The following is a 20,777-nucleotide window of genomic DNA, read 5'->3' as shown; positions in this document are numbered from 1 at the left end:
ACGCTATCGGGTTCAGCTCACCGCAGGGGCTGAGCTGCCGAGGTCTGTGTTGCGGTCAGGCCGGAGAAGAGGATGTCGAGGCCGCGTTCGAGTTCGGCGGCGCCGTCGTAGGCGGCCAGGACCGGCGCGAGACCGCGCAAGAGCGGGAAGTCGCCGATAGGTAGCCGGTGCAGTCCCAGGCGCAGCAGGTCGTCGGTTTCATCGGGCTGTTCGACAAGTTCCTGTAGTTCGTTGAGGACATGACCGTGCAGGAAGCCGAACAAGGCCCGATAGACGTGCAGGGCGTCGGCGCCGGTGAAGCCGGCACGGGTGAGCAACCTGAGGATGTTCTCGAGCGGGCGCAGACTTCCCAGCGGCCGCAGCCCGAGGGGCGTCGCCAGAGGCCTTGTGACCAGCAACGGGACGACGTGGGGATGATCGAGCGCCAGACGGCGGAAGCTCCGGGCGACGGTACGTAGTTGGGTTACCCAGTCACCGTCCTCGGTATCGACGACGAGTTGCTCGAGGACGATTTCGGCGATGCCGTCGAGGAGGGCGGCCTTGTTCGGCGCGTGCCTGTACAGGGTCATCGGGTCCCGGCCGAGGGCCTTGCCGAGGCGGCGCATCGTGAGTCCGTCGATGCCGTCGCGGTCGAGAATATCGAGCGCGCACGAAAGGATCAGATCCCTGGTCAGCGAACCACTTTCTGAACCGTTTTCGGCGGGGTCGGCCGTGCGACGAGCGGGCACCTTCGCCATCACAAACTCCTTTTCGCTCTTCCTCTACTGTAGGCCTAAAGCGTAGTCCTACACCGTTGACAACCTGTGCGCTCAGGAGTTGACTGGGTACTACAACGTAGGCCCGGGAGGCCGCCATGATCATCATCTTCGGACTCGTCATTCTGCTCGCCGCCGTGATAATCGGCCTCGCGGGCGTGTTGACCAACAGCGGCGACGGGCACGCGCTGACCGACGATTTCGCCGTGTTCGGGTATCACGTCACCGGCTCCACCGGAACCCTATTTCTCTACGGCATCGTCGTCGGCGCAGTCGGCCTACTCGGACTGAGCCTGCTGCTGGCCGGGGCTCGACGGACCGCCCGTCGCGGCCGCCTCGCTCGCCACGACCTGAAGGATTCTCGTCAGGAGACAGCGGACGCCTACCAGGACCGGGACCGCCTAGCCGAGCAGCGCGACATGGTCGCCACGGACCCGGACACAGGCGACAGGACGCCACACGCAACAAATCCCCGTGACCAGCGGGATGGGCGACGTGACTGGCGGCATCCGTTCGGCCACCGCGCGGATCGAGTTGCCACCAGCCACGGCGTCACACATTGACCGGCGGTTGAAACCGCGATCGTCTTCAACCGACGAGTCCGCGCCGGGCGAGACACCAGAGGAAGAAGAACCCGCCATGAGTATGGGTAAGAAGGTTGCGCATACGGCCGAGGCCGCGAAGGGTTCGGTGAAGAAGGGGCGTTCGGCATAGCCACCCACAACCTCGAAGCCGCAGGCCGGTGTTGATCAGGCCGAGGGCAACCTCGAGCAGTCCGGCGCGAAGATCGCGGACGCGTTCAAACGCTGAACCCTTTCACCCCTGCCGATGTGCCCTGCGCCGCACGGCACATCGCCCCCCATGAGTGCAGTCCCGACGCCGAGGCGTCCGATTAATCATCCTCGCCGTCGTCGGCGTGGTCATCCAGCCGCGCCGGACATGCCCCACACCCGTCAGAATCTGGAGCACACCATGGCGATTTCCGAAATCAAGGAGTACGCGCACCTCACCAGCGAGGACGTCGAAGCGCTCAGTGACGAACTCACCAGAATTCGCCGTGACGTCACCGAGTCGCTCGGCGCCGCCGACGCCACCTACATCCGCCGGGCCATCAGCCTCCAGCGACTACTCGATGCCGCTGCGCGGCTGGTGATCTACGGCAGCAGGAGACCGGCGGGCTGGGTCCTCGGGACGACTGCGCTCGGTGTGGCCAAAAGTGTGGAAAACATGGAGATCGGCCACAACGTCTCCCATGGTCAATGGGACTGGATGAACGACCCCGAAATTCATTCCAGCAACTGGGAATGGGACATGGCCGGCCTGTCATCGCAGTGGCGTTACTCCCACAACTACCGCCACCACGTGTACAGCAACGTCGTCGGAATGGACGAGGACCTCGGCTACGGTGTCCTCCGGATTACCCGCGATCAACCGTGGAAGCCGGAACACCTGCTGCAGCCATTGCGAAACATACTGTTGGCAGCGACGTTCGAATGGGGCATCGCCCTCCATGACCTGTATTCCGAACATGCCCGGGCCGGCACCGCCGCCGAAAGATCTGCCCACTCCCGAGCACTGATCGGGAAGATCACCCGCCAGGCGGGCAAAGACTACCTCCTCTTCCCCGCCCTCAGCGGACACCGATGGCGACGAACCCTGACGGCGAACCTCACCGCGAATCTCCTGCGAAACGTGTGGGCGTACGTGGTGATTTTCTGCGGGCACTTCCCCGACGGTGCCGAGAAGTTCACCCTCGCCGAACTCGAGAACGAAACCCGGCCGGAGTGGTATCTGCGGCAAATGCTCGGCGCGGCCAACTTCCGGGCCGGCCCGGTGTTGGCGTTCCTGAGCGGCAACTTGTGCTATCAGATCGAGCATCACCTGTTTCCCGACCTCCCCAGCAACCGTTACGCGGAAATCTCTACCAAGGTGCAAGCATTGTGCGAAAAATACGACCTGCCGTACACCACCGGCTCCCTCGCCCGGCAGTACCTGCTGACGCTGCGCACCATCCACAAACTCGCACTGCCCGACCGGTTTCTGCGCGCGACCGCCGACGATGCCCCGGAAACGGCCTCCGAACTGAAGTTCCGCGCCTTGCGTGAGCCGGTCGGGGTGGCTCCGGGTTCCCGCATCGGGCTACGGACGGCCCTACGAGCCCTGCCGGCGAACCGTCGCACCCGCCGACGGCGGATTCCACCACTACCAACAAGGGACGATCGCCATGTCTGACACCACCCCTTCCCGTGCACACGCCGCCAACTCTTCGCGGGCGTCGCAGGACAACTCGTCCTCCACCGCAGGCCGACTGGCACAGAACAGCTTCTTCGAACGGTTCGCCCGCGCAGGTTTCGTCGTGAGCGGCATCGTGCACCTGATCATCGGCTACATCGCCATCCGGCTCGCCCTCGGCGGCGCAGCCGGCACCGCCGACCAATCCGGTGCCATGACGGAACTGGCCGCCAAGCCGGGCGGCATCGCAGCACTGTGGGTCGGCGTGGTCGCGTTCACCATCATGGGACTGTGGCGGCTCGCCGAAGCGGCACTCGGCAGTTCGTCCCGGCCGGACGCCGACAGCAAGAAATCGGAAGTGATCGATCGTTTCAAAGCCTTCGCCCTGGCGGTGGTCTACTTCTCGTTCGCCCTCTCCGCGTTCGGATTCGCCCGCGGCAGCGGAAAGTCCAGCAGCGGTCAGAGTGCAGGGATCACGGCCCGACTGATGCAAACCACCGCCGGTACGATCGCCCTCATCGCGGGGGCGCTGGTCATCATCGCGGTCGGCGGATACCACGTCTACAAGGGAGTCAGTCGCAGCTTCCTCGACGACCTCGAAGGAACCACCAGCCCTCTCGTGCGACGACTGGGCATGGTCGGCTACATCGCGAAAGGTCTGGCCATCGCCGCCATCGGGTTGCTGGTGATCCTTGCCGTCAATCAATCCGCCCCGGACAAGGCCTCAGGACTCGACGGTGCCTTCAAAACCATCGGCGCCCAACCCTACGGCGTGGCCCTCCTCATCACGGCCGGCGTCGGCATCATCACCTACGGCCTCTACAGCTTCGCCATGGCCCGCTACGCCAAGATGTAGCCGTGCACAGCGCCGAGCAGCCGCAGCAAGCCGGTTCTCGAGGAGCGTGTCGCGCTCGGGCAATGAGAGCTGCCCAACGCGAAGACCCTAGACGCACAGCCGAAGAGTCCATCTCATTCGGCAGGCATTCTGCCCAAAATCTCCCCTTTCGCCCGCGCCCCATCGTCGAGGCGTGCGTGTCTGCAGGGGTTCCTCAGTGGGGGCATGTCAGGGAAAATACTGGTCACTATCACTCACACCCACTTGATGTCACGACGGTGCCGAGTCGGACAGGAGGCCGTCATGATCGAAGTTGAAGACAGCATTACTATCGCGCGCCCGATCGGCGAAGTGTTCACCTTTGTCGCGGACCAGACCAACGCTCCCCGATGGCAAGAGGGATTGGGGGAGGTGCGCCGGGTTACCGATGGACCGCCGGGGGTGGGTACCAAGCATGTTGTTGTTCGCAAATTTATGGGACGGAAGCTCGAGCTGACGAACGAGTACGTCCACTATGAACCGAACACGAAGATCACCTTCAGTGGGGCTTCGGGACCGAGTCGTTTCGAGGCGACGTACCTGACCGATACGACGGCCGATGGAACCCGAGTGACGTGCCGCATGCAGATGGAGCAGAAAGGCCTCTTCAAACTCGGTGACCCGCTGGTTGCTGCCAGCCTCCGCCGGGAGTTCGCCGTGAACCTCCAGAATCTCGAGGTCCTGCTCGAAACCAGAGCCGATTAACGTGAGGTTCTCCCCAATCTCGTCAGAATCCTCATCGTCGGACGGGTCGATCCCCGGAGAGTGGGTCCCGCTCGGACACTCCCGCTGAATACGGCGAGCGACTTCGGCACTCCCCGCAAGGGCGAGTCCGGATAGCATCACGAACCATGCCGGACGACACCATGCACGATTTCGAGGCCGTCACGTTCACCCACGAGGGAAAGACGCGGACAGTCTTCCGACACGGCACGGGGCCGGCGGTCATCGTGATCGCGGAGATGCCCGGGATCACCCCGAAGGTGCTCGAGTTCGCCCGCCGGATCTCCGCGATTGGATGCACGGCAGTGCTGCCCCACCTGTTCGGCCGACCGGGGCACGCCTATCCGAACCCCGACACCGATGGCGCCGTCCGAGCGGTGAGCAAGTTCGCGTCCTCGATCATTCCGGCGTGCATCAGTCGCGAATTCGTCGTACTGGCAACCGGAAAGACCTCCCCAGTTGTGAAGTGGCTACGTGCACTTGCCGCCGCGGAGCACCGCCGTTGCGGAGGGCCCGGAGTCGGCGCGGTGGGCATGTGCTTCACCGGCGGGTACGCCCTCGCTATGTCCACCGATGACCGACTGCTGGCACCAGTCCTCTCGCAACCCTCGATGCCTGTGGGAATTACCGCGCGGCAACGACGATCCATCGACATCTCGCCCGCTGACCTCGCGAAAGTCAAGCAGCGGTGCGCCAACGGGCTCACCGTCCTCGGGTTGCGATTCGCGGGTGACAAACTCTCCCCCGCGGAACGTTTCGACTTCCTGCGGGCTGAATTGGGCGAGGCCTTCACCGCCGTAGAACTCGACGACACCGCCGCCAACACCGAGGCAACGATCAAACCCCACTCGGTACTCACCGAACACCTCATCGACGAACCGGGGCAGCCGACGCGGGACGCGCTCGATCAGGTTCTCGACCTGTTCCGCACCCGACTGCTCCACGCCGAGTAGCACCCAGAACCCCGCGAGCTGTGCCAGCTCGCGGGGTGCCGTATGCGATTCGGGGTCCGATCAGGCGAGGTCGAACCGGTCGAGGTTCATCACCTTGTTCCATGCAGAGATGAAGTCCTGCACGAACTTCTGCTGACCGTCGCCGCTGCCGTACACCTCGACGATTGCGCGCAACTGCGAGTTCGAGCCGAAGACGAGATCGGCGGCGGTGGCCGTCCACTTGCGCTCACCCGTGGCGCGATCGCGGCCCTCGTAGACGTTTTCAGTCGACTCGGAAGGCTTCCACTCCGTGCCCATGTCGAGGAGGTTGACGAAGAAGTCGTTGGTCAACGTCTCCGGCCGGTCGGTGAAGACACCGTGCTTGGTTTGGCCGAAGTTGGCGTCGAGGGCCCGCAAACCGCCGACGAGAACCGTCATCTCCGGAGCGGTCAGGTTCAACATGTAGGCCCGCTCGACCAGAAGGGCCTCCGCCGGCAACTTCTCTCCGGCACGGAGGTAGTTGCGGAACCCATCGGCCCTCGGTTCGAGCACGGTGAACGTTTCCGCGTCGGTCTGCTCCTGCGAGGCATCCGTGCGCCCCGGTGTGAACGGCACCGTGATGTCGTTGCCGGCGTTCTTCGCCGCTTTCTCGACAGCAGCGGTACCGGCCAGAACGATCACGTCCGCCAGCGAGACCTTCACCCCGCCGGACTGTGACGAGTTGAAGTCCTGCTGGATCTGTTCGAGGGTCTGCAAGATCGTGGACAGCTCCGTGGGGTTGTTCACCTCCCAATCCTTCTGCGGCGCAAGCCGGATCCGCGCTCCGTTGGCGCCTCCCCGCATGTCGGTGCCGCGGAAGGTGGCCGCCGACGCCCAGGCAGTGGACACCAGCTGGGGAATGGACAGCCCCGAATCGAGGATCTTGCTCTTCAGCGCCGCGATCTCGCTGTCACCGATCAGCTGGTGATCGACGGCGGGGACGGGATCCTGCCACAACTGCGCCTCCGGAACCCACGGGCCGAGGTAGCGCGTGACGGGTCCCATGTCGCGGTGCAGCAGCTTGTACCACGCCTTGGCGAACTCCTCGGCGAACTCCTCCGGGTGGTCGAGCCAACGCCGGGTGATCTTCTCGTAGGCGGGGTCGATGCGCAACGAGAGGTCCGTGGTCAGCATCGTGGGGGCGCGCCCCGCCGACGAGTCGAACGGGTCGGGGATCGTGCCCGCGCCTGCGCCGTCCTTGGCGGTCCACTGCCAGGCATCGGCGGGGCTCTTGGTGAGCTCCCACTCGAAGCCGTACAGCGTCTCCAGGAAGCTGTTGTCCCACTTCGTCGGAGTGGGCGTCCACACCACCTCGAGGCCACTGGTGATCGCGTCCTTGCCCACACCGGTGCCGTGGGCACTCTTCCAGCCCAGACCCTGCTGCTCGATCGGGGCGGCTTCCGGTTCGGGGCCGACGAGGTCGGCGTCGCCGGCGCCGTGGGTCTTACCGAAGGTGTGGCCGCCGGCGATCAGCGCGGCGGTCTCCACATCGTTCATCGCCATGCGGGCGAACGTCTCCCGGATGTCGTGGGCGGCAGCCAGCGGATCCGGCTCTCCGTTCGGTCCCTCCGGGTTCACGTAGATCAGACCCATCTGCACGGCCCCGAGCGGACCGGACAGCTCACGCTCGCCGCTGTAGCGTTCGTCGCCGAGCCAGGTGTCCTCCGGACCCCAGAACATCTCCTCGGGCTCCCAGATGTCTTTACGACCGAAGCCGAAGCCGAAGGTCTTGAATCCCATCGACTCGAGGGCACAGTTGCCGGCGAAGACGAGGAGGTCCGCCCATGAAATTTGCTTGCCGTACTTCTGCTTGACCGGCCACAACAGTCGGCGCGCCTTGTCGAGGCTCGCGTTGTCGGGCCAGCTGTTGAGCGGTGCGAAGCGCTGGGCGCCCTGCCCGCCGCCGCCGCGACCGTCGGCGATGCGGTAGGTGCCTGCGGAGTGCCAGCTCATCCGGATGAAGAGTCCACCGTAATGGCCGTAGTCGGCGGGCCACCAGTCCTGAGAGGTCGTCATCAGATCGATGACGTCTCGCTTGAGTGCCTCGACATCGAGCTTGGCGAACTCCTCGGCGTAGTCGAAGTCGCCGCCCATCGGATTGGACTTCGACGAGTGGGCGTGCAACACCGACAGCTCCGGCTGGTTGGGCCACCAGTCGCGGTTCGTCCTCGGACGATGGCCCTTGGCCGTGGGGGACGGGATTGCGGGATTTTCACTTTCACTGGTGCTCTGAGTGTTGTTGCCCTCATGAGCGACCGGGCAGCTATCGGACACAGCATTCCTTCCAGGAGCGAGTAGATCGGGCTGTTATCGCGGTTTTGTTCGCGAGGTATCTGAAGTCGTGCAGTCGGGGCACACGCCCCAATAGATGACCTCGGCCTCCTCTACGAGGAAGCCGTTGTCCTCGGACGCGGTCAGGCAGGGCGCCTCGCCAAGGGCGCAGTCGACGTCGGCGATGGCCCCGCATGACCGGCACACGACGTGGTGGTGATTGTCACCGACACGCAACTCGTAGCGTGCGACGGACCCGGACGGCTCGATCCGCCGCACCAAGCCCACGTCGGTCAGCGCATGCAGAACGTCGTACACGGTTTGCCGGGAAACCCCGGGTAGGCGTGTGCGCACGGCTCCGAAGATCGTCTCCGTGTCGGCGTGCGGATACTCGCGAACGCCATCCAACACCGCCAGGCGAGGGCGAGTCACGCGTAGCCGAGCTGCACGCAACTGCACTTCGTAATCCCGCGTCGAGGGCACCTCACTACTATGACGCACTTTTCTGGAATCAGTCACGATTTTGGATAACCGGCCGCGTAGGCGGCGTGGATTCAACGATCGACTCAGGGGGTAATGCGTTGCCAGACACGTCCGGTGTTCCGGAGTACCAGACATGTCGAGGCCGCGTCGGTTCGGAAGTGAGCCGGCGTGGCCGCCCACTCGGGCGCTCAGGTCGGCAAGGTCAATGCGCTGCGTCGAACGCTTCCTGCACCTCTGCGGGAATGCGGCCGCGGGAGGAAATGTCGTATCCGTTCTCGGCCGCCCACTCCCGAACCGTGCTCGCCCCCGCCGCGGCGCGCGGCGTGGCGCTCGCGGAGGACCGGCCCTTTCGCCTGTCGACCCGGGTGGCGTGTTCGATGTAGAAGTCCATGGTGCGCAGGAACTCCCTGGCATTCTTCGTCTTCAGGTCGATTTCGTAGTCGACACCGTTGACCGAGAAGGTGATGTGCTCGCCCTTCCCGTTCTCGATGAGGCTCCCGTCGATGTCGTCGACCAGCTCCACTACCACTTTCTGCGCCACCCTGAACTCCTTTTGATCTGGTTACAGCCCACAAGACACTACTGCCCTCAGATGGACTCGTGACCCCACGTCGTCCTCGTTGACGGCACCCTCCACGGCTGCGCTCGAGAGCTGGGTGCATCGAGTTCGAGACTACTCAGCGGGGGGCCTTCAGGACGTCGCCGGGACCGACCGAGCCACCTTAGAACTTGTGTCAAATAGACCGTTCGGCGGGAGGTTCGCTGTAGCATTCGGAAATGAGCCGAGTAGGTAGCTACAGCGACGATGACCTGGCCGGCTGGTTGTCGGCTTCCCCGGAGTTGGGTCGGGCGCTGGGTGTTTTCACCGATGCCGTGTACCACCGGAACCGGTTACAGTTGCGAGTGCGCGAGATCGCGCGGATGGCGATCGCCGTCGCCAACGAATGCGCGGTGTGCCGTGGAGCCCGGGACGGGGGCGGGCCGGACGCCGGTATCGACGAGCACTTCTACGACCACGTCCTCGAGTGGGAGTCGTGGCCGGGTTACGACGATCGGGAGCGGACGGCGGCGGAGTTCGCCTACCGGTTTGCCACCGATCACACCGGGCTACGTGACGACGAGGATTTCTGGGACCGGTGTCATGAGCACTTCTCCGACGAACTCCTGACCGACCTTGCCTTGTCGTGCGCATTGTGGCTGGGAACGGGCCGCGTGCTGCGGGTGCTCGACATCGGTCAGACCTGCAAGCTCACGCTCTGATCGTTCAGTTCCATTCATGCTGCGGGAGAACGTCCTTCATCATCCTCTGCAGTGCAGGGTTGCGGTTGTCGGTGCGCCAGGCGGCGTTCATCTGCACAGGCCGATCCCGAACCGAGCTGACCGGCCGGAACACCACACCCTCGGGATGCATTGTCTCCGCAGATTCCGGCACCAGCGCCATTCCCAGACCGGAGCGCACGAGGACGAGCATCGTGTGCACCTGCGTCACGTATTGCACGTACCGTGGCGAGGCGCCGACGATCGTGAAGGTGCTGATCAGCAGTTCGTGGAAGTACCGCGCATCGACGGGTGAGTACATGACCACGGGTTGGTCGTCGAAGTCCTCCACGCTCAGGTGCTCCTGCTCGGCCAGCGGATGCCCATGCGGAAGTGCGGCGACGAGGTTCTCGTGGTGAATGGGGCGGGTTTCGATTCCGGGCCGGGTGAGAATGGGCCGGATCAATCCAAGGTCCATTTCTCCGCTGGTCAGAGCCTCGATCTGCACCGATGTCACCATCTCACGGAGAACGATCTTCACATCCGGAAGCGTGTCGCGGGCTGCCTCGAGCAGTCGCGGTAGCACCGCGTGGGCGGAAGCCCCGGTGAACCCGACGACCACGGTTCCGAGGTCGCCCGCGGGTACCCGTCGCACCGTCAGTACCGCGCTCTCAGACAAGGTAAGGATGCGGCGCGCATCCGGAAGGAACGCCGTTCCTGCGGCGGTCAGCGTCACCGATCGGCTGGTTCGGTCGATCAGCTGCACACCCAGTTCACTTTCGAGCTGTTGAATCTGCCGGCTCAGCGGAGGCTGAGTCATGTGGAGGCGCTCCGCAGCACGACCGAAATGCAACTCCTCCGCGACGGCGATGAAACACGACAGCCGCGTAAGGGAAAACATCGACCCACTCCTCTGCCGTCGAGCCGGGGCGCTCGTTTCGAACAATGTAGCGGACCTGCCGACGCGCGCTCCGGTACCCGGCTACCTACTTCACCAGCGTGGGCAGGTGTTCTCGAAGGTCGGATCGATCGACTGCATGTACCCCGTGTCGTCACGGTCGCGCACCCCGCAGTCGAGGTACTGCTCGTGCAGTGAGCGGAGCGCGTCCTCGTCGATCTCGACGCCCAACCCCGGCGTCGTCGGCACCGCGACCGCGCCGTCGACGAACTTCAGCACACCTGGCTTCACGACGTCCTCGGTCTTCCACGGCCAATGGGTGTCGCAGGCGTACGTGAGGTTCGGTGTGGCCCCGGCGAGGTGCACCATCGCAGCCAGGCTGATGCCGAGATGCGAGTTGGAATGCATCGACAGCCCCATACCGAAGTTGTCGCAGATGCCGGCGAGCAACCGCGACCGCTGTAGGCCACCCCAGTAATGGTGGTCCGACAGCACGACCTGAACGGACTCCTTCAGCACAGCAGGTCTGAGCTGATCGAAGGCGACGACGCACATGTTGGTGGCCAACGGCATCTTCGCCTCACGGGCCACCTCGGCCATGCCGTCGAGACCGGGCGTCGGATCCTCCAAGTACTCGACGATGCCGTCGAGTTCCGACGCCACCCTGACCGACGTGTTCACGGACCAGGCGGCGTTGGGGTCGAGCCGCAGCGGCAGGTCCGGGAATGCGGCGCGCAAGGCCTTGATCCCGGCGATCTCCTCGTCGGGCGAAAACACGCCACCCTTGACTTTGATCGCCTCGAAGCCGTACTCGCCGATCATCTTCTGCGCCTGACGCACCAATCCGTCCGGGTCCAGCGCCTCACCCCACTCGTCCGGGTGGGCACCGGGGTGCCCGGCCCACTTGTAGAACAGGTAGGCGCTGAACGGAACGGCGTCGCGCACCTTGCCGCCGAGCAGATCGGAGACCGGCCGGCCGAGCGCCTTGCCCTGCACGTCGAGGCACGCCACCTCGAATGGGGAGAACACCCGATCGGTGGTACTGGCGGTGGTGATCATTCCGGCGACCCCGTCTCCGCCCGTGATCGACAGGGTGGCAATCTTTGCGTCGATCTCCGCCCGAATTGCGTTCAGGGAGAAGACGTCGAGTCCGGTGATGGCCTCGGCGGCCGCCTGGAGTCGAGCGAGGTGCGCGGTATCGGCGTACGTCTCGCCCAGTCCGACGAGGCCGCTGTCCGTATCGAGTTGGATGATCGCGCGCAGTGCATACGGCTGGTGCACGCCGACCGTGTTGAGCAGCGGCGGATCGACGAAGGCGACCGGTGTGATGCGCGCACCGGTGATGCGGATCGGTTCCGAGGACATCAGCGCACCGCTTGTAAAGCGAGGGCGTCGGCGAGCGCTGCCCGTCCGGCTGCGGTGATCTGTGCCAGTTCCTGCTTGTGCCCCTCGCTCGGCTGCACGAGAGGCGGTCGCACCGGTCCGGCCTCGAGGCCCTCCATCGTGACGCCGAACTTGACCAGGGACACCGCATAGCCCGGCACCTGATCGCGCAGGCGGACCAGAGGATGGAAGAAGCTGCGGAGCAGCGCGTCGGTGAGTTCCTCGTTACCCGATTCGAGCGCGTCGTAGAAACCGAGAGCCAGTTCGGGCGCAAACGCGAATGTGGCCGAGGAATACAGCGTCACACCGATAGCGCGGTACGCCTGCTGAGTGATCTCTGCCGTGGGCATGCCGTTGAAGAACAGGAACGGCTTACCCGACGGTGCGAGCACGTCTTTCACGGCGCGGATGATACGCGCGACCTTGTCCAAGTCGCCGGTACCGTCCTTCAAACCGATGACGGTCGGGAACTGGGCCACCTCCACGGCGGACGCCTCGTCGAAACGGGCGTTGCTGCGGTTGTAGACGATGAGGGGCAGATCGGTGGTGTCGGCGACCGCGCGGGTGTACTCCACCAGTCCGGCCTGCGGCATCGTCACCAGGTACGGCGGGAGCAGCAGGATGCCGTCGGCGCCGTTGGCCTTCGCGCTGGCTGCGAACTCCTTGGCCTGCTGCACCGATCCGCCGGCCCCGGCGAACACGGGGACGCGTCCGGCGACGACCTCGACGGCCTTGGCGACGATCTTGCCGAATTCTTCAAGCCCGAGGGCATGGAATTCGCCGGTGCCACAGGCGATGAAGACGCCACCGGGGCCGGCGTCCACACCCTTCGCGACGTGCTCCGCGAGCCGGCCGTAGTCGACGTCACCGGATTCGGTGAACGGTGTGACGGGAAAGAACAGGACGCCGTCGAGCATGGGGTTCTCCTTCACGAGAGTGGATTTCAGTCTTGGGTGAGGCGGCCGTCGATACGGCGCCACAACTGTTCGGGGTTGCCGTCGGCGACGGCGGTGGGCAGCAACGACGGCGGGACCTCCTGGTAGGCGACGGGACGCAGGAAGCGTTCGATCGCCAGCGATCCCACCGACGTGGTGCGCGAGTCGGACGTCGCAGGGTAGGGCCCACCGTGCACCATCGCGTGGCCGACCTCGACCCCGGTGGGCCAGCCGCCGAACAGGATCCGGCCGGCCTTGAGCTCGAGGACGGTCAGCAGGCGTCCGGCCTCGTCCAGGTCTTCCTCGTCTGCATGGACGGTCGCGGTCAGTTGGCCTTCCAGCTTCGACGCCACGACACGCACCTGCTCGGCGTCGCGGCACTTGACGACCAGACTGGAGGCACCGAACACCTCCTGCTGCAGCACCTCCGAGCCCAGGAATGTGTCGGCGTCGCTGCTGAAGAGTGCGGCCCGACACGAATTGGGGGCGTCGGACTCGATACCACGGGCCTCCGCGGTGGCCGCACTCTCGAGGGCGGCAACCCCATCGGCGTAGGAGCCGGCGATGACCGGGGTGAGCATCGGTGACGGCACCGTCTCGGCGACGGCAGCATTCGCGGCCGCGACGAACTCGGCGAGGCCGGGACCCTCGACGGCGATGACGAGTCCGGGATTCGTGCAGAACTGGCCGGATCCGAGCGTCAGGGACGCGACGAATGCGCGACCGAGGTCGGCGCCGCGGGTAGCGAGTGCGTTCCCCAGAAGAAAGACCGGGTTGATCGAACTCATCTCCGCGTACACCGGGATCGGTTCCGGTCGACCCGCGGCTGCCGCGACCAGAGCGGTTCCACCGGAACGAGATCCGGTGAACCCGACGGCCTTGATGCGGGGGTCCTTCACCAGTGCGGTGCCGAGTTCGGGTCCCGCACCGTAGAGCAGCGAGAACGTCCCCGCCGGCATGCCGGTGCTTACGACGGCGTCGGTGATTGCGCGGCCGACGAGCTCGGATGTGCCGGGATGCGCGTCATGGGCCTTCACGACGACGGGGCAACCCGCCGCCAGCGCGGACGCGGTGTCGCCGCCTGCGACCGAGAAGGCGAGGGGAAAGTTGCTCGCGCCGAACACCGCAACGGGTCCGAGCGGCACCTTCCGTTGACGGATGTCGGCACGGGGAAGGGGCGTCCGGTCGGGCCTCGCGGGGTCGATGCGGGCGCCGTTCCACCCGCCGTCACGCAGGACCCCGGCGAACAGCCGCAGCTGTCCGGACGTGCGGCCCACCTCACCGGTAATGCGGCCCTGGGGAAGTCCGGATTCGGCACACGCCCGTTCGACGAGCGTCTCGCCGAGAGCCTTGATGTTGTCGGCGATCGCCTCGAGGAACTGGGCGCGCTCCTCGCTGCTCGTGGCGCGGTACGGCGCGAACGCCTCGTCGGCGGCGGCGCAGGCGGCCTCGACGTCCCCTTCGTCACCGTGCGCGAAACCTGGTTCGAGCCGCTCCCCGGTGGTGGGGTCGATGCCGTGGATCGCCGCACCGGAACCCTGGACGCGCCTCCCTGCGATGATCATCTGTCCGGTCACGTCGGTCCGATTTACCGTTGCTGTCATCATTCTTTCCTCGAGTTCTCGTCTGCGTTTCGTATGTGCCGGTGTGAGGTCACTTGGCTGCTGCGGTGGTCTTGTCGGCGTCCACCTCTGCCAGGTCGCGACATCGTCGATGTCTTCCTTGTCTCGCCGGAAGTACGTCACCGCCGCAGACTTCTGCCGTCCGTCTGGGCGTAGCCGATGTTCGACCGGTTTAGCTGATTGCAGATCAGCATGACGATGAACAGCGGCACGACGCGGCGGAAAATCTTCGATCCGCGCTGTCGACCGCCGGCGAGACGGCAAGGGGGAGGGTCATCGATGACTCCTCTCGGGTTCTGGTGCGACTAGGCGACCCGGCGCACGCGGTCCCACTGCGTGACCTGAGTCATAAAGCCACGCTAGAGCCGCGTTCTATACATGTCCAAGTCAAAAAATGTCGTGATTGATGCTTACATTGAACTGATCCGATGTGAGTCTTCCTTGGTAGCGTCGCCTGCGTGTCCGTCGACGACTTCGAGTTTCTCCGTACGACCCGGGACCATTTCCCTCAGCTGCAGAAGTGGCTCCGTGAACCCCACGTCGCACGTTTCTGGAACCACGAGACGTCGGACGCCGATATCGAGCGGGACTTCGGCGGAAGCATCGACGGCACCGAACCGTGCGAGGATTTCGTCGTCTTGCGTGGTGGCCGCCCCCTCGGTTTCATCCAGCGGTATCGCCTCGCCGACTACCCGGAAGACGTCGAACTGCTCACGGCGCTTGTCGAAGTCCCGGAAGGCAGCATGTCGATCGACTACTTCATCGGCGACCCGCAGTGCACCGGCCGCGGCGTGGGCACAGCCATGATCAGCGCATTCGTGGAAAAGTGCCGCGCAGACGCACCCAACGCGAGCGCAATCATCGTTCCCGTCGTCGTACCGAATCGTGCGTCCTGGCGAGCACTCGAGAAGGCTGGCTTCCGCCGCGTCGGTGAGGGCTTCCTCCCGCCCGACAACCCCATAGACGACGGAACCCACTACATCAGCAGGCTCGATTTCCGGAACGGACCGTCGCGCAACATTCGCGCAGACGTTTGCGAGCCGCACACGCAATAGCGTCGGCATCCAACCCATCCTTCGGCCACGGTGGCAAGAATCAGTCGGATATTGTCGATCCTGCCACTTTCCTGGCTCGGTTCCGGTCGAGCAGACTAGCGGACGTGACTTCCGAGATCGCCCCACCCGCATCTACCGGGCCGTCGACAGCCACGCGTCCACCGCGCATCCATTACGCCTGGCTGGTGGCGGCGGTCGCTTTCCTCGCTCTGGTGGGAGCGGCAAGTTTCCGAGCTGCGCCGTCCATCCTCATCGACCCGCTGCACGAAGACTTCGGCTGGTCACGAGCAAGTATTTCCTCGGCGGTGTCAATCAACCTCGTGCTGTACGGATTGACGTCACCGTTCGCCGCAGCCCTGATGGAGCGGTTCGGCATGCGCCGGGTGGTGACGGCGGCGCTGCTGCTGGTCTCCGCGGGCAGTGGACTCACCGTCTTCATGACCGCCACCTGGCAACTGGTGTTGCTGTGGGGTGTCCTCGTCGGTGTGGGAACCGGTTCGATGGCGCTGGCGTTCGTCGCCACCGTCGTCGACCGCTGGTTCGTGGCGCGGCGCGGTCTGGTCACGGGCATTCTGACCGCGGGCAGCGCGGCGGGACAGCTGGTGTTCCTGCCGATCCTCGCCGTGCTCGCCGAGCGATACAACTGGCAGACGGTGGCGCTGACGGTGTCGTTCGCGGCCCTCGCCGTCGTCCCGCTGGTGCTGATGTTTCTCCGCAACCGGCCATCGGATGTCGGTACGGTGCCGTACGGAGCAGGGCCCGACTACCTCGCGGAACCACCCGCACCGACCGGACGCGGTGGCGCTGCGGGCCGGGCCGTCACCGTGTTGTTCTCCGCGGCCCGCACTCGGGTCTTCTGGCTGTTGGCCGGTACCTTCGCGATTTGCGGCGCAAGCACCAACGGATTGGTCGGCACCCATTTCGTACCCGCCGCGCACGACCACGGCATGCCGATCACCGCGGCGGCGAGCCTGCTCGCCGTCATCGGAGTTTTCGACGTCGTCGGCACCATCGCGTCGGGGTGGTTCACCGACCGGTTCGATTCGCGCAAGCTGCTCGGCATCTACTACCTGCTGCGCGGCATCTCACTGCTCCTGTTGCCGATCCTTTTCTCGGACACCGTTCACCCGCCCATGATCGCGTTCGTCGTCTTCTACGGCCTCGACTGGGTGGCAACTGTTCCCCCGACAGTTGCTCTCTGCCGCAAGCACTTCGGAGCCGATGCGCCGATCGTGTTCGGCTGGGTGCTGGCCTCGCACCAGATCGGGGCCGGCATCGTGGCGTTTCTCGCGGGGCTGGTGCGCGACGAATTCGGTCACTACGACGCCGCGTTCTTCGTGGCCGGTGGTCTGTGCGCAATCGCCGCTGTCATGTCGCTTGCCATCGTCGCGAAGGCGCCACGCGCGATTTCCTGAGGTCACGGTTGCGCGGCCTCGGCGAAACCACCTCCCCGAAGCCGCGACGCTTCCTAAGATCCATATATGGCAGCTCAACACGCGTCGGACGAGATCATCGACCAGTCCAAGATCGAGAATCAGGCCCCGTCGGTAGCGGCGATGTTCGTGGATCGGGTGGTGAAATCGCCCGGCCACGAGGCGTTCCGCTACGTCCGTCCGGGAGACGACGGGGAGTGGGTCAGCGTCACCTGGTCGGAGGCCGGCGATCGTGTGCGCAACCTCGCCGCCGGCCTGATTTCGCTCGGGGTCCAAGGCGAGCAGCGGGTGGCGCTGGCTTCGGCCACCCGCTACGAGTGGGTGCTGGCCGACCTTGCGGTGATGTGCGCCGGGGCTGCTACCACCACGGTGTACCCCACGACGGCTGCTCCCGACGTGGCCTACATCGTCGCGAATTCCGGGAGCCGAGTCGTCATCGCCGAGGACGACGCACAGTTGGCCAAGCTACGGGAAAAGCGCGACGAGCTCACCGACGTCGAAAAGGTCGTCCTGATCGACGGCACACCCGACGAGGGTGACAACTGGGTGCTCACCTTCGAGCAATTACATGACCTCGGCGCCGAGTTGCTGGCAGAGAAACCGGATGCGGTGACCAAGCGGATCGACGCGATCCAGCCGGACGATCTGGCCACCCTCATCTACACGTCGGGAACCACAGGAAAACCCAAAGGCGTACGTCTACCCCATTCGGCGTGGACCTACGAGGCGGCCGCCATCGACTCCACCGGCCTGCTCGATCCCGACGACCTGCAGTATATGTGGCTGCCTCTGTCGCACGTCTTCGGGAAGGTGCTGCTCGTTCTGCCGCTGCAGATCGGGTTCGCCACCGCGGTCGACGGACGGGTCGACAAGATCGTCGAGAACCTTGCGGTCGTACGCCCGACCTTCATGGGCGCGGCCCCCCGGATCTTCGAGAAGGCGTATGCCCGCATCGTCTCCACCGTCCGCGAAGAGGGCGGGGTGAAAGCGAAGATCTTCGACTGGGCCATCGGGGTCGGGCTCGCTGTGTCCAAGGCCAAGCAGGCAGGAAAGAGCCCCTCCCTTCTGCAGTCGGCGCAGCACGTCCTCGCAGACAGGTTGGTATACAGCACGATTCGCGAGCGGTTCGGTGGACGCCTGAAGTTCTTCATCTCCGGATCCGCAGCGCTCAATCGTGATGTCGCACAATGGTTCGACGCGGTGGGCATCGTGGTCCTCGAGGGTTACGGACTCAGCGAGACCAGCGCGGCATCCTTCGTCAACCGGCCGTCCGCCTACCGTTTCGGAACCGTGGGCTGGGCCATCCCCGGAACCGAGACGAAGATCGGCGAAGACGGCGAGATTCTGGTCAAGGGCCCCGGAGTAATGAGCGGCTACCACGAAAACCCGGAGGCGACTGCGGAGGCGTTGACCGAGGACGGCTGGTTCCGCACCGGCGACATCGGTGAGATCGACGAAGACGGCTATCTGCGGATCACCGACCGCAAGAAAGACATGTTCAAGACGTCCAACGGCAAGTACGTAGCACCTTCCGCGGTGGCCTCCACGTTCAAGGGCATCTGCCCGTATGTCGGTGAGCTGATCGTCGACGGCGAGGGCAAGTCGTACTGTGTCGCGCTCATCTCCCTCGACGCCGAGTCCATCGGCGACTGGGCGAAACAGCACGGCATGGGCGATAAGTCGTTCTCCGAGATCGCAACTGCCCAAGAGACGCGCAACCTGATCGGCGGTTACGTCGAAGAGCTCAACGCCGGACTCAACCGGTGGGAACAGATCAAGAAGTTCCGCATCCTCGATCGAGAACTGACCGTCGACAACGGCGAAATCACACCGAGCATGAAACTCAAGCGCAAGGTTGTGATGAACAACTTCTCCGACGAACTGCAGGATCTCTACAGCTGACTTGACCCTCACCCGACGTCAGGCTCCAAAGTAGAGACGTGAGCGAGAAACACACGGTAGGTGTCGTCGCCAGGCTGGTCGGAGTGAGCGTGCGCACGCTGCATCACTACGACGAGATCGGCCTGGTGACGCCATCGGACCGCACACCGAGCGGGTACCGCAGCTATTCGGATGTGGACGTAGAACGTCTTCACCGCGTACTGACGTACCGCGAGCTGGGGTTCCCTCTCGAGGAGATCGCAGCCCTTCTCGACGACCCGGACGTGGATGCCATGGCGCATCTGCGGCGACAGCACGAATTGCTGAGCGAACGGATCGATCGCTTGCACGAGATGGCTGCAGCCGTGGAGAAAATGATGGAGGCGAGAAGCATGGGCATTCAGCTCACCCCTGAAGAACAGAACGAAATCTTCGGCGACGACTGGCCGGGCGAGGAGTACGCCGCTGAGGCCGAGGAACGATGGGGCGACACCGACGCGTGGAAGCAATCACAGCAGCGTTCGGCCAAGTTCGACAAGAAGGACTGGCAACGCATCAAGGCCGAGGGCGACGCCCTCGAGGCGAAGCTGGCCGAAGCGATGGCGGACGGCGTCGAACCCGGCTCTGAGCGTGCCAACTCGTTGGCGGAGGAACACCGCGCCGGGATCGCGAAGTTTTACGACTGCGACCACGCGATGCACGTGAATCTCGCCGAGATGTACCTCGCCGACGATCGCTTTCGTCAGCACTACGACGACATCGCGCCTGGGTTGGCGCAATTCGTCCGCGACGTCATCGTCGCAAACGCCGAGCAGCAGTGAGGGGACGGGGTGCGTTTCACGCACCCTAGGGCATCTAGTTCCGAATGCGATTGGAGCCCAATCTAAACGGGCCCCACAACCCGACCCCGGAGGTATCGCATGTCCCACTCGAAGATCCGTACCGCAGTCGCCGTCGCCGCGGCGGCACTCGCTGTCACAGCTGCGGCGGCAGGACCTGCCTTCGCGGCCGGCTCCGTGTCCCAGGCAAGCCCCGCCCACACCTTGCCGATTGCCCCGCAACCACAGCCGCAGCCGAAGCCGGACTGTCCGCCGGTAGTCAGGGCTGCCGTGCCGCTGGCCAGCTCCGCACCGAACACCGGCACCGGTCCGACAGTGCCGAAGCCCTGCCCTGGTCGTCCCGGGGGCGGAACAGGTGGCGGAACGGGAACCGGCGGTGGGACAGGCGGCGGGACCGGCGGAGGTGGAGGGCCCAAGTAACACACGCAGCTGACGGACCGAACGTAGCGAACTCGACGGCACACTGCCGTCGAGTTCGTTTCCGCATGTCGGCACTATCCTGGAACTCATGGCCGATCCGCAGCGCCCCAGTCCCACCCAGTACGTCGGGTATCTGTTCGGTCGCACGCTTCCGGACTCCATGCAGGAATGGGTCCGCAACGACCTGGTGGGTCCCGGCGCCTCCGTCCGCTACGTCCTCCGCTTCATGCTACCGGTGGTCGCAGTACTGCTGCTGTTCCTCCTCATACCCGGCCCGATCTGGGTTCCCTTGGCGATGATGGCGCTGCTCCTGCTGCCTTTGCTGTACTTTGCGGTCGCGTTGATGAACATCTACCGCCGGCATCGACTTCTCAGCCACGGACTCGACCCCGACCTGCTCACGGTGAAGGCTCAGCGCCGGGCCGACTGGACCCGCGAAGACTATGAAAGGCGCCACGGCCGCGGGGATGAGTGATACAGCACACATGAGCGATCGATAAGTAGTGCGATAAAGTGGCGGTGTCCGAGTGGTAGCCCCACGAACCGCGTACCCGTCTGGGTGACCGCAGGTTCCGACATCCTCGACGGGAAGAGCAGTTCTAGATGACAGTCACAGATTCGGCGGTCACGCCCGATATTCACACGACCGCGGGAAAGCTCGCCGACCTGCGTAATCGTCAGGCCGAGGCGCAGCACCCCAGCGGTGAAGCAGCGGTCGACAAGGTCCACGCCAAGGGCAAGCTCA

Annotated in this window: 20 protein-coding genes; 11 read left to right on the top strand and 9 right to left on the bottom strand. The window is 64.8% G+C overall.

Annotated elements, in window-relative coordinates; genetic code table 11:
* Positions 1 to 17: 17 nt before the first annotated feature.
* Positions 18 to 737, bottom strand: a complete 720-nt coding sequence (locus NOF53_RS25880; protein ID WP_255974268.1) for a TetR/AcrR family transcriptional regulator C-terminal domain-containing protein — start codon at positions 735 to 737, stop codon at positions 18 to 20.
* A gap of 116 nt (positions 738 to 853) precedes the next feature.
* Between NOF53_RS25880 and NOF53_RS25875 the strand changes: the two genes are divergently transcribed.
* The 5 genes from NOF53_RS25875 (at position 854) to NOF53_RS25855 (ending at position 5,537) form a co-directional block, all read left to right on the top strand.
* A complete protein-coding gene (locus tag NOF53_RS25875; RefSeq protein WP_255974266.1) occupies positions 854 to 1,318 on the top strand; it encodes a hypothetical protein in 465 nt (154 codons plus the stop codon).
* A gap of 409 nt (positions 1,319 to 1,727) precedes the next feature.
* Complete coding sequence (locus NOF53_RS25870; protein WP_255974264.1) at positions 1,728 to 2,987, top strand: fatty acid desaturase family protein; 1,260 nt, start codon at positions 1,728 to 1,730, stop codon at positions 2,985 to 2,987.
* Positions 2,980 to 3,843, top strand: a complete 864-nt coding sequence (locus tag NOF53_RS25865) for a DUF1206 domain-containing protein (protein WP_255974263.1) — start codon at positions 2,980 to 2,982, stop codon at positions 3,841 to 3,843. The genes NOF53_RS25870 and NOF53_RS25865 overlap by 8 nt, the downstream gene beginning before the upstream one ends.
* Positions 3,844 to 4,125: 282 nt before the next feature.
* On the top strand, positions 4,126 to 4,566 hold the full coding sequence (locus NOF53_RS25860) for an SRPBCC family protein (RefSeq protein WP_255974261.1): 441 nt from the start codon (positions 4,126 to 4,128) through the stop codon (positions 4,564 to 4,566).
* Positions 4,567 to 4,712: 146 nt separating this feature from the next.
* Positions 4,713 to 5,537 (top strand): dienelactone hydrolase family protein, encoded by an 825-nt coding sequence (locus tag NOF53_RS25855; RefSeq protein WP_255974259.1) that lies wholly within the window; start codon positions 4,713 to 4,715, stop codon positions 5,535 to 5,537.
* 60 nt (positions 5,538 to 5,597) lie between these two features.
* On the opposite strand, the gene katG is transcribed toward NOF53_RS25855, so the two are convergent.
* The 3 genes from katG to NOF53_RS25840 all read right to left on the bottom strand — a co-directional run bounded on the left by katG (position 5,598) and on the right by NOF53_RS25840 (position 8,850).
* Entirely contained in the window at positions 5,598 to 7,829 is a 2,232-nt protein-coding gene (gene katG / locus NOF53_RS25850) for a catalase/peroxidase HPI (RefSeq protein WP_255974257.1), read from the bottom strand.
* A 33-nt stretch (positions 7,830 to 7,862) separates the two neighbouring features.
* Positions 7,863 to 8,309 carry a Fur family transcriptional regulator gene (locus tag NOF53_RS25845; protein ID WP_255974255.1) on the bottom strand — a complete coding sequence of 149 codons (447 nt, stop codon included), beginning with the start codon at positions 8,307 to 8,309 and terminating at the stop codon, positions 7,863 to 7,865.
* Between the two features lie 202 nt (positions 8,310 to 8,511).
* Positions 8,512 to 8,850 carry a histone-like nucleoid-structuring protein Lsr2 gene (locus tag NOF53_RS25840; protein ID WP_255974253.1) on the bottom strand — a complete coding sequence of 113 codons (339 nt, stop codon included), beginning with the start codon at positions 8,848 to 8,850 and terminating at the stop codon, positions 8,512 to 8,514.
* A gap of 236 nt (positions 8,851 to 9,086) precedes the next feature.
* Here NOF53_RS25840 and NOF53_RS25835 point away from each other — a divergent pair, with 236 nt between their 5' ends.
* A complete protein-coding gene (locus NOF53_RS25835) occupies positions 9,087 to 9,569 on the top strand; it encodes a carboxymuconolactone decarboxylase family protein (RefSeq protein WP_255974251.1) in 483 nt (160 codons plus the stop codon).
* Positions 9,570 to 9,573: 4 nt separating this feature from the next.
* Here the strand turns inward: NOF53_RS25835 and NOF53_RS25830 are convergent, their stop codons facing one another.
* From NOF53_RS25830 to NOF53_RS25815, 4 genes are all read right to left on the bottom strand, one after another.
* Positions 9,574 to 10,467, bottom strand: a complete 894-nt coding sequence (locus NOF53_RS25830) for a LysR family transcriptional regulator (protein ID WP_255974249.1) — start codon at positions 10,465 to 10,467, stop codon at positions 9,574 to 9,576.
* 90 nt (positions 10,468 to 10,557) lie between these two features.
* Positions 10,558 to 11,829, bottom strand: a complete 1,272-nt coding sequence (locus NOF53_RS25825; protein ID WP_255974247.1) for a glucarate dehydratase family protein — start codon at positions 11,827 to 11,829, stop codon at positions 10,558 to 10,560.
* The gene (locus NOF53_RS25820; protein WP_255974244.1) at positions 11,829 to 12,764 is read right to left on the bottom strand and encodes a 5-dehydro-4-deoxyglucarate dehydratase; all 936 of its coding nucleotides are present in this window, start codon (positions 12,762 to 12,764) and stop codon (positions 11,829 to 11,831) included. Before NOF53_RS25820 ends, NOF53_RS25825 begins: the two co-directional genes overlap by 1 nt.
* A gap of 26 nt (positions 12,765 to 12,790) precedes the next feature.
* Complete coding sequence (locus NOF53_RS25815; protein ID WP_255974242.1) at positions 12,791 to 14,386, bottom strand: aldehyde dehydrogenase (NADP(+)); 1,596 nt, start codon at positions 14,384 to 14,386, stop codon at positions 12,791 to 12,793.
* A gap of 476 nt (positions 14,387 to 14,862) precedes the next feature.
* On the opposite strand from NOF53_RS25815, the gene NOF53_RS25810 reads away from it, so the two are divergent.
* The 4 genes from NOF53_RS25810 (at position 14,863) to NOF53_RS25795 (ending at position 19,594) form a co-directional block, all read left to right on the top strand.
* A complete protein-coding gene (locus NOF53_RS25810; RefSeq protein WP_255974240.1) occupies positions 14,863 to 15,459 on the top strand; it encodes a GNAT family N-acetyltransferase in 597 nt (198 codons plus the stop codon).
* A 104-nt stretch (positions 15,460 to 15,563) separates the two neighbouring features.
* Complete coding sequence (locus tag NOF53_RS25805; RefSeq protein WP_255974238.1) at positions 15,564 to 16,874, top strand: MFS transporter; 1,311 nt, start codon at positions 15,564 to 15,566, stop codon at positions 16,872 to 16,874.
* Between the two features lie 66 nt (positions 16,875 to 16,940).
* Complete coding sequence (locus NOF53_RS25800) at positions 16,941 to 18,794, top strand: AMP-dependent synthetase/ligase (RefSeq protein ID WP_255974236.1); 1,854 nt, start codon at positions 16,941 to 16,943, stop codon at positions 18,792 to 18,794.
* 38 nt (positions 18,795 to 18,832) lie between these two features.
* Positions 18,833 to 19,594 (top strand): MerR family transcriptional regulator, encoded by a 762-nt coding sequence (locus NOF53_RS25795; RefSeq protein ID WP_255974234.1) that lies wholly within the window; start codon positions 18,833 to 18,835, stop codon positions 19,592 to 19,594.
* A gap of 62 nt (positions 19,595 to 19,656) precedes the next feature.
* Here the strand turns inward: NOF53_RS25795 and NOF53_RS25790 are convergent, their stop codons facing one another.
* Positions 19,657 to 19,917: a hypothetical protein gene (locus NOF53_RS25790; protein WP_255974232.1), complete on the bottom strand. Its 261-nt coding sequence runs from the start codon at positions 19,915 to 19,917 to the stop codon at positions 19,657 to 19,659.
* A 203-nt stretch (positions 19,918 to 20,120) separates the two neighbouring features.
* Here NOF53_RS25790 and NOF53_RS25785 point away from each other — a divergent pair, with 203 nt between their 5' ends.
* A complete protein-coding gene (locus NOF53_RS25785) occupies positions 20,121 to 20,507 on the top strand; it encodes a DUF5313 family protein (protein ID WP_255974230.1) in 387 nt (128 codons plus the stop codon).
* Positions 20,508 to 20,777 lie beyond the last annotated feature (270 nt).

The sequence above is a fragment of the Rhodococcus tibetensis genome (genome assembly GCF_024438035.1).
Lineage (GTDB): Bacteria > Actinomycetota > Actinomycetes > Mycobacteriales > Mycobacteriaceae > Rhodococcus_F > Rhodococcus_F tibetensis.
Note: the sequence above shows the minus strand (reverse complement) of the source record. Positions and strands in the feature narration are given on the sequence as shown.

Excerpts from the sequence above, each read along its gene's own strand:
- NOF53_RS25860 (WP_255974261.1), top strand. The coding sequence starts at position 4,126 with ATGATCGAAGTTGAAGACAGCATTACTATCGCGCGCCCGATCGGCGAA.
- NOF53_RS25800 (WP_255974236.1), top strand. The coding sequence starts at position 16,941 with ATGGCAGCTCAACACGCGTCGGACGAGATCATCGACCAGTCCAAGATC.
- NOF53_RS25875 (WP_255974266.1), top strand. The coding sequence starts at position 854 with ATGATCATCATCTTCGGACTCGTCATTCTGCTCGCCGCCGTGATAATC.
- NOF53_RS25830 (WP_255974249.1), bottom strand. The coding sequence starts at position 10,467 with ATGTTTTCCCTTACGCGGCTGTCGTGTTTCATCGCCGTCGCGGAGGAG.
- NOF53_RS25785 (WP_255974230.1), top strand. The coding sequence starts at position 20,121 with ATGGCCGATCCGCAGCGCCCCAGTCCCACCCAGTACGTCGGGTATCTG.
- NOF53_RS25825 (WP_255974247.1), bottom strand. The coding sequence starts at position 11,829 with ATGTCCTCGGAACCGATCCGCATCACCGGTGCGCGCATCACACCGGTC.
- NOF53_RS25835 (WP_255974251.1), top strand. The coding sequence starts at position 9,087 with ATGAGCCGAGTAGGTAGCTACAGCGACGATGACCTGGCCGGCTGGTTG.
- NOF53_RS25870 (WP_255974264.1), top strand. The coding sequence starts at position 1,728 with ATGGCGATTTCCGAAATCAAGGAGTACGCGCACCTCACCAGCGAGGAC.
- NOF53_RS25880 (WP_255974268.1), bottom strand. The coding sequence starts at position 737 with ATGGCGAAGGTGCCCGCTCGTCGCACGGCCGACCCCGCCGAAAACGGT.
- NOF53_RS25820 (WP_255974244.1), bottom strand. The coding sequence starts at position 12,764 with ATGCTCGACGGCGTCCTGTTCTTTCCCGTCACACCGTTCACCGAATCC.
- NOF53_RS25855 (WP_255974259.1), top strand. The coding sequence starts at position 4,713 with ATGCCGGACGACACCATGCACGATTTCGAGGCCGTCACGTTCACCCAC.
- NOF53_RS25865 (WP_255974263.1), top strand. The coding sequence starts at position 2,980 with ATGTCTGACACCACCCCTTCCCGTGCACACGCCGCCAACTCTTCGCGG.
- NOF53_RS25815 (WP_255974242.1), bottom strand. The coding sequence starts at position 14,386 with ATGACAGCAACGGTAAATCGGACCGACGTGACCGGACAGATGATCATC.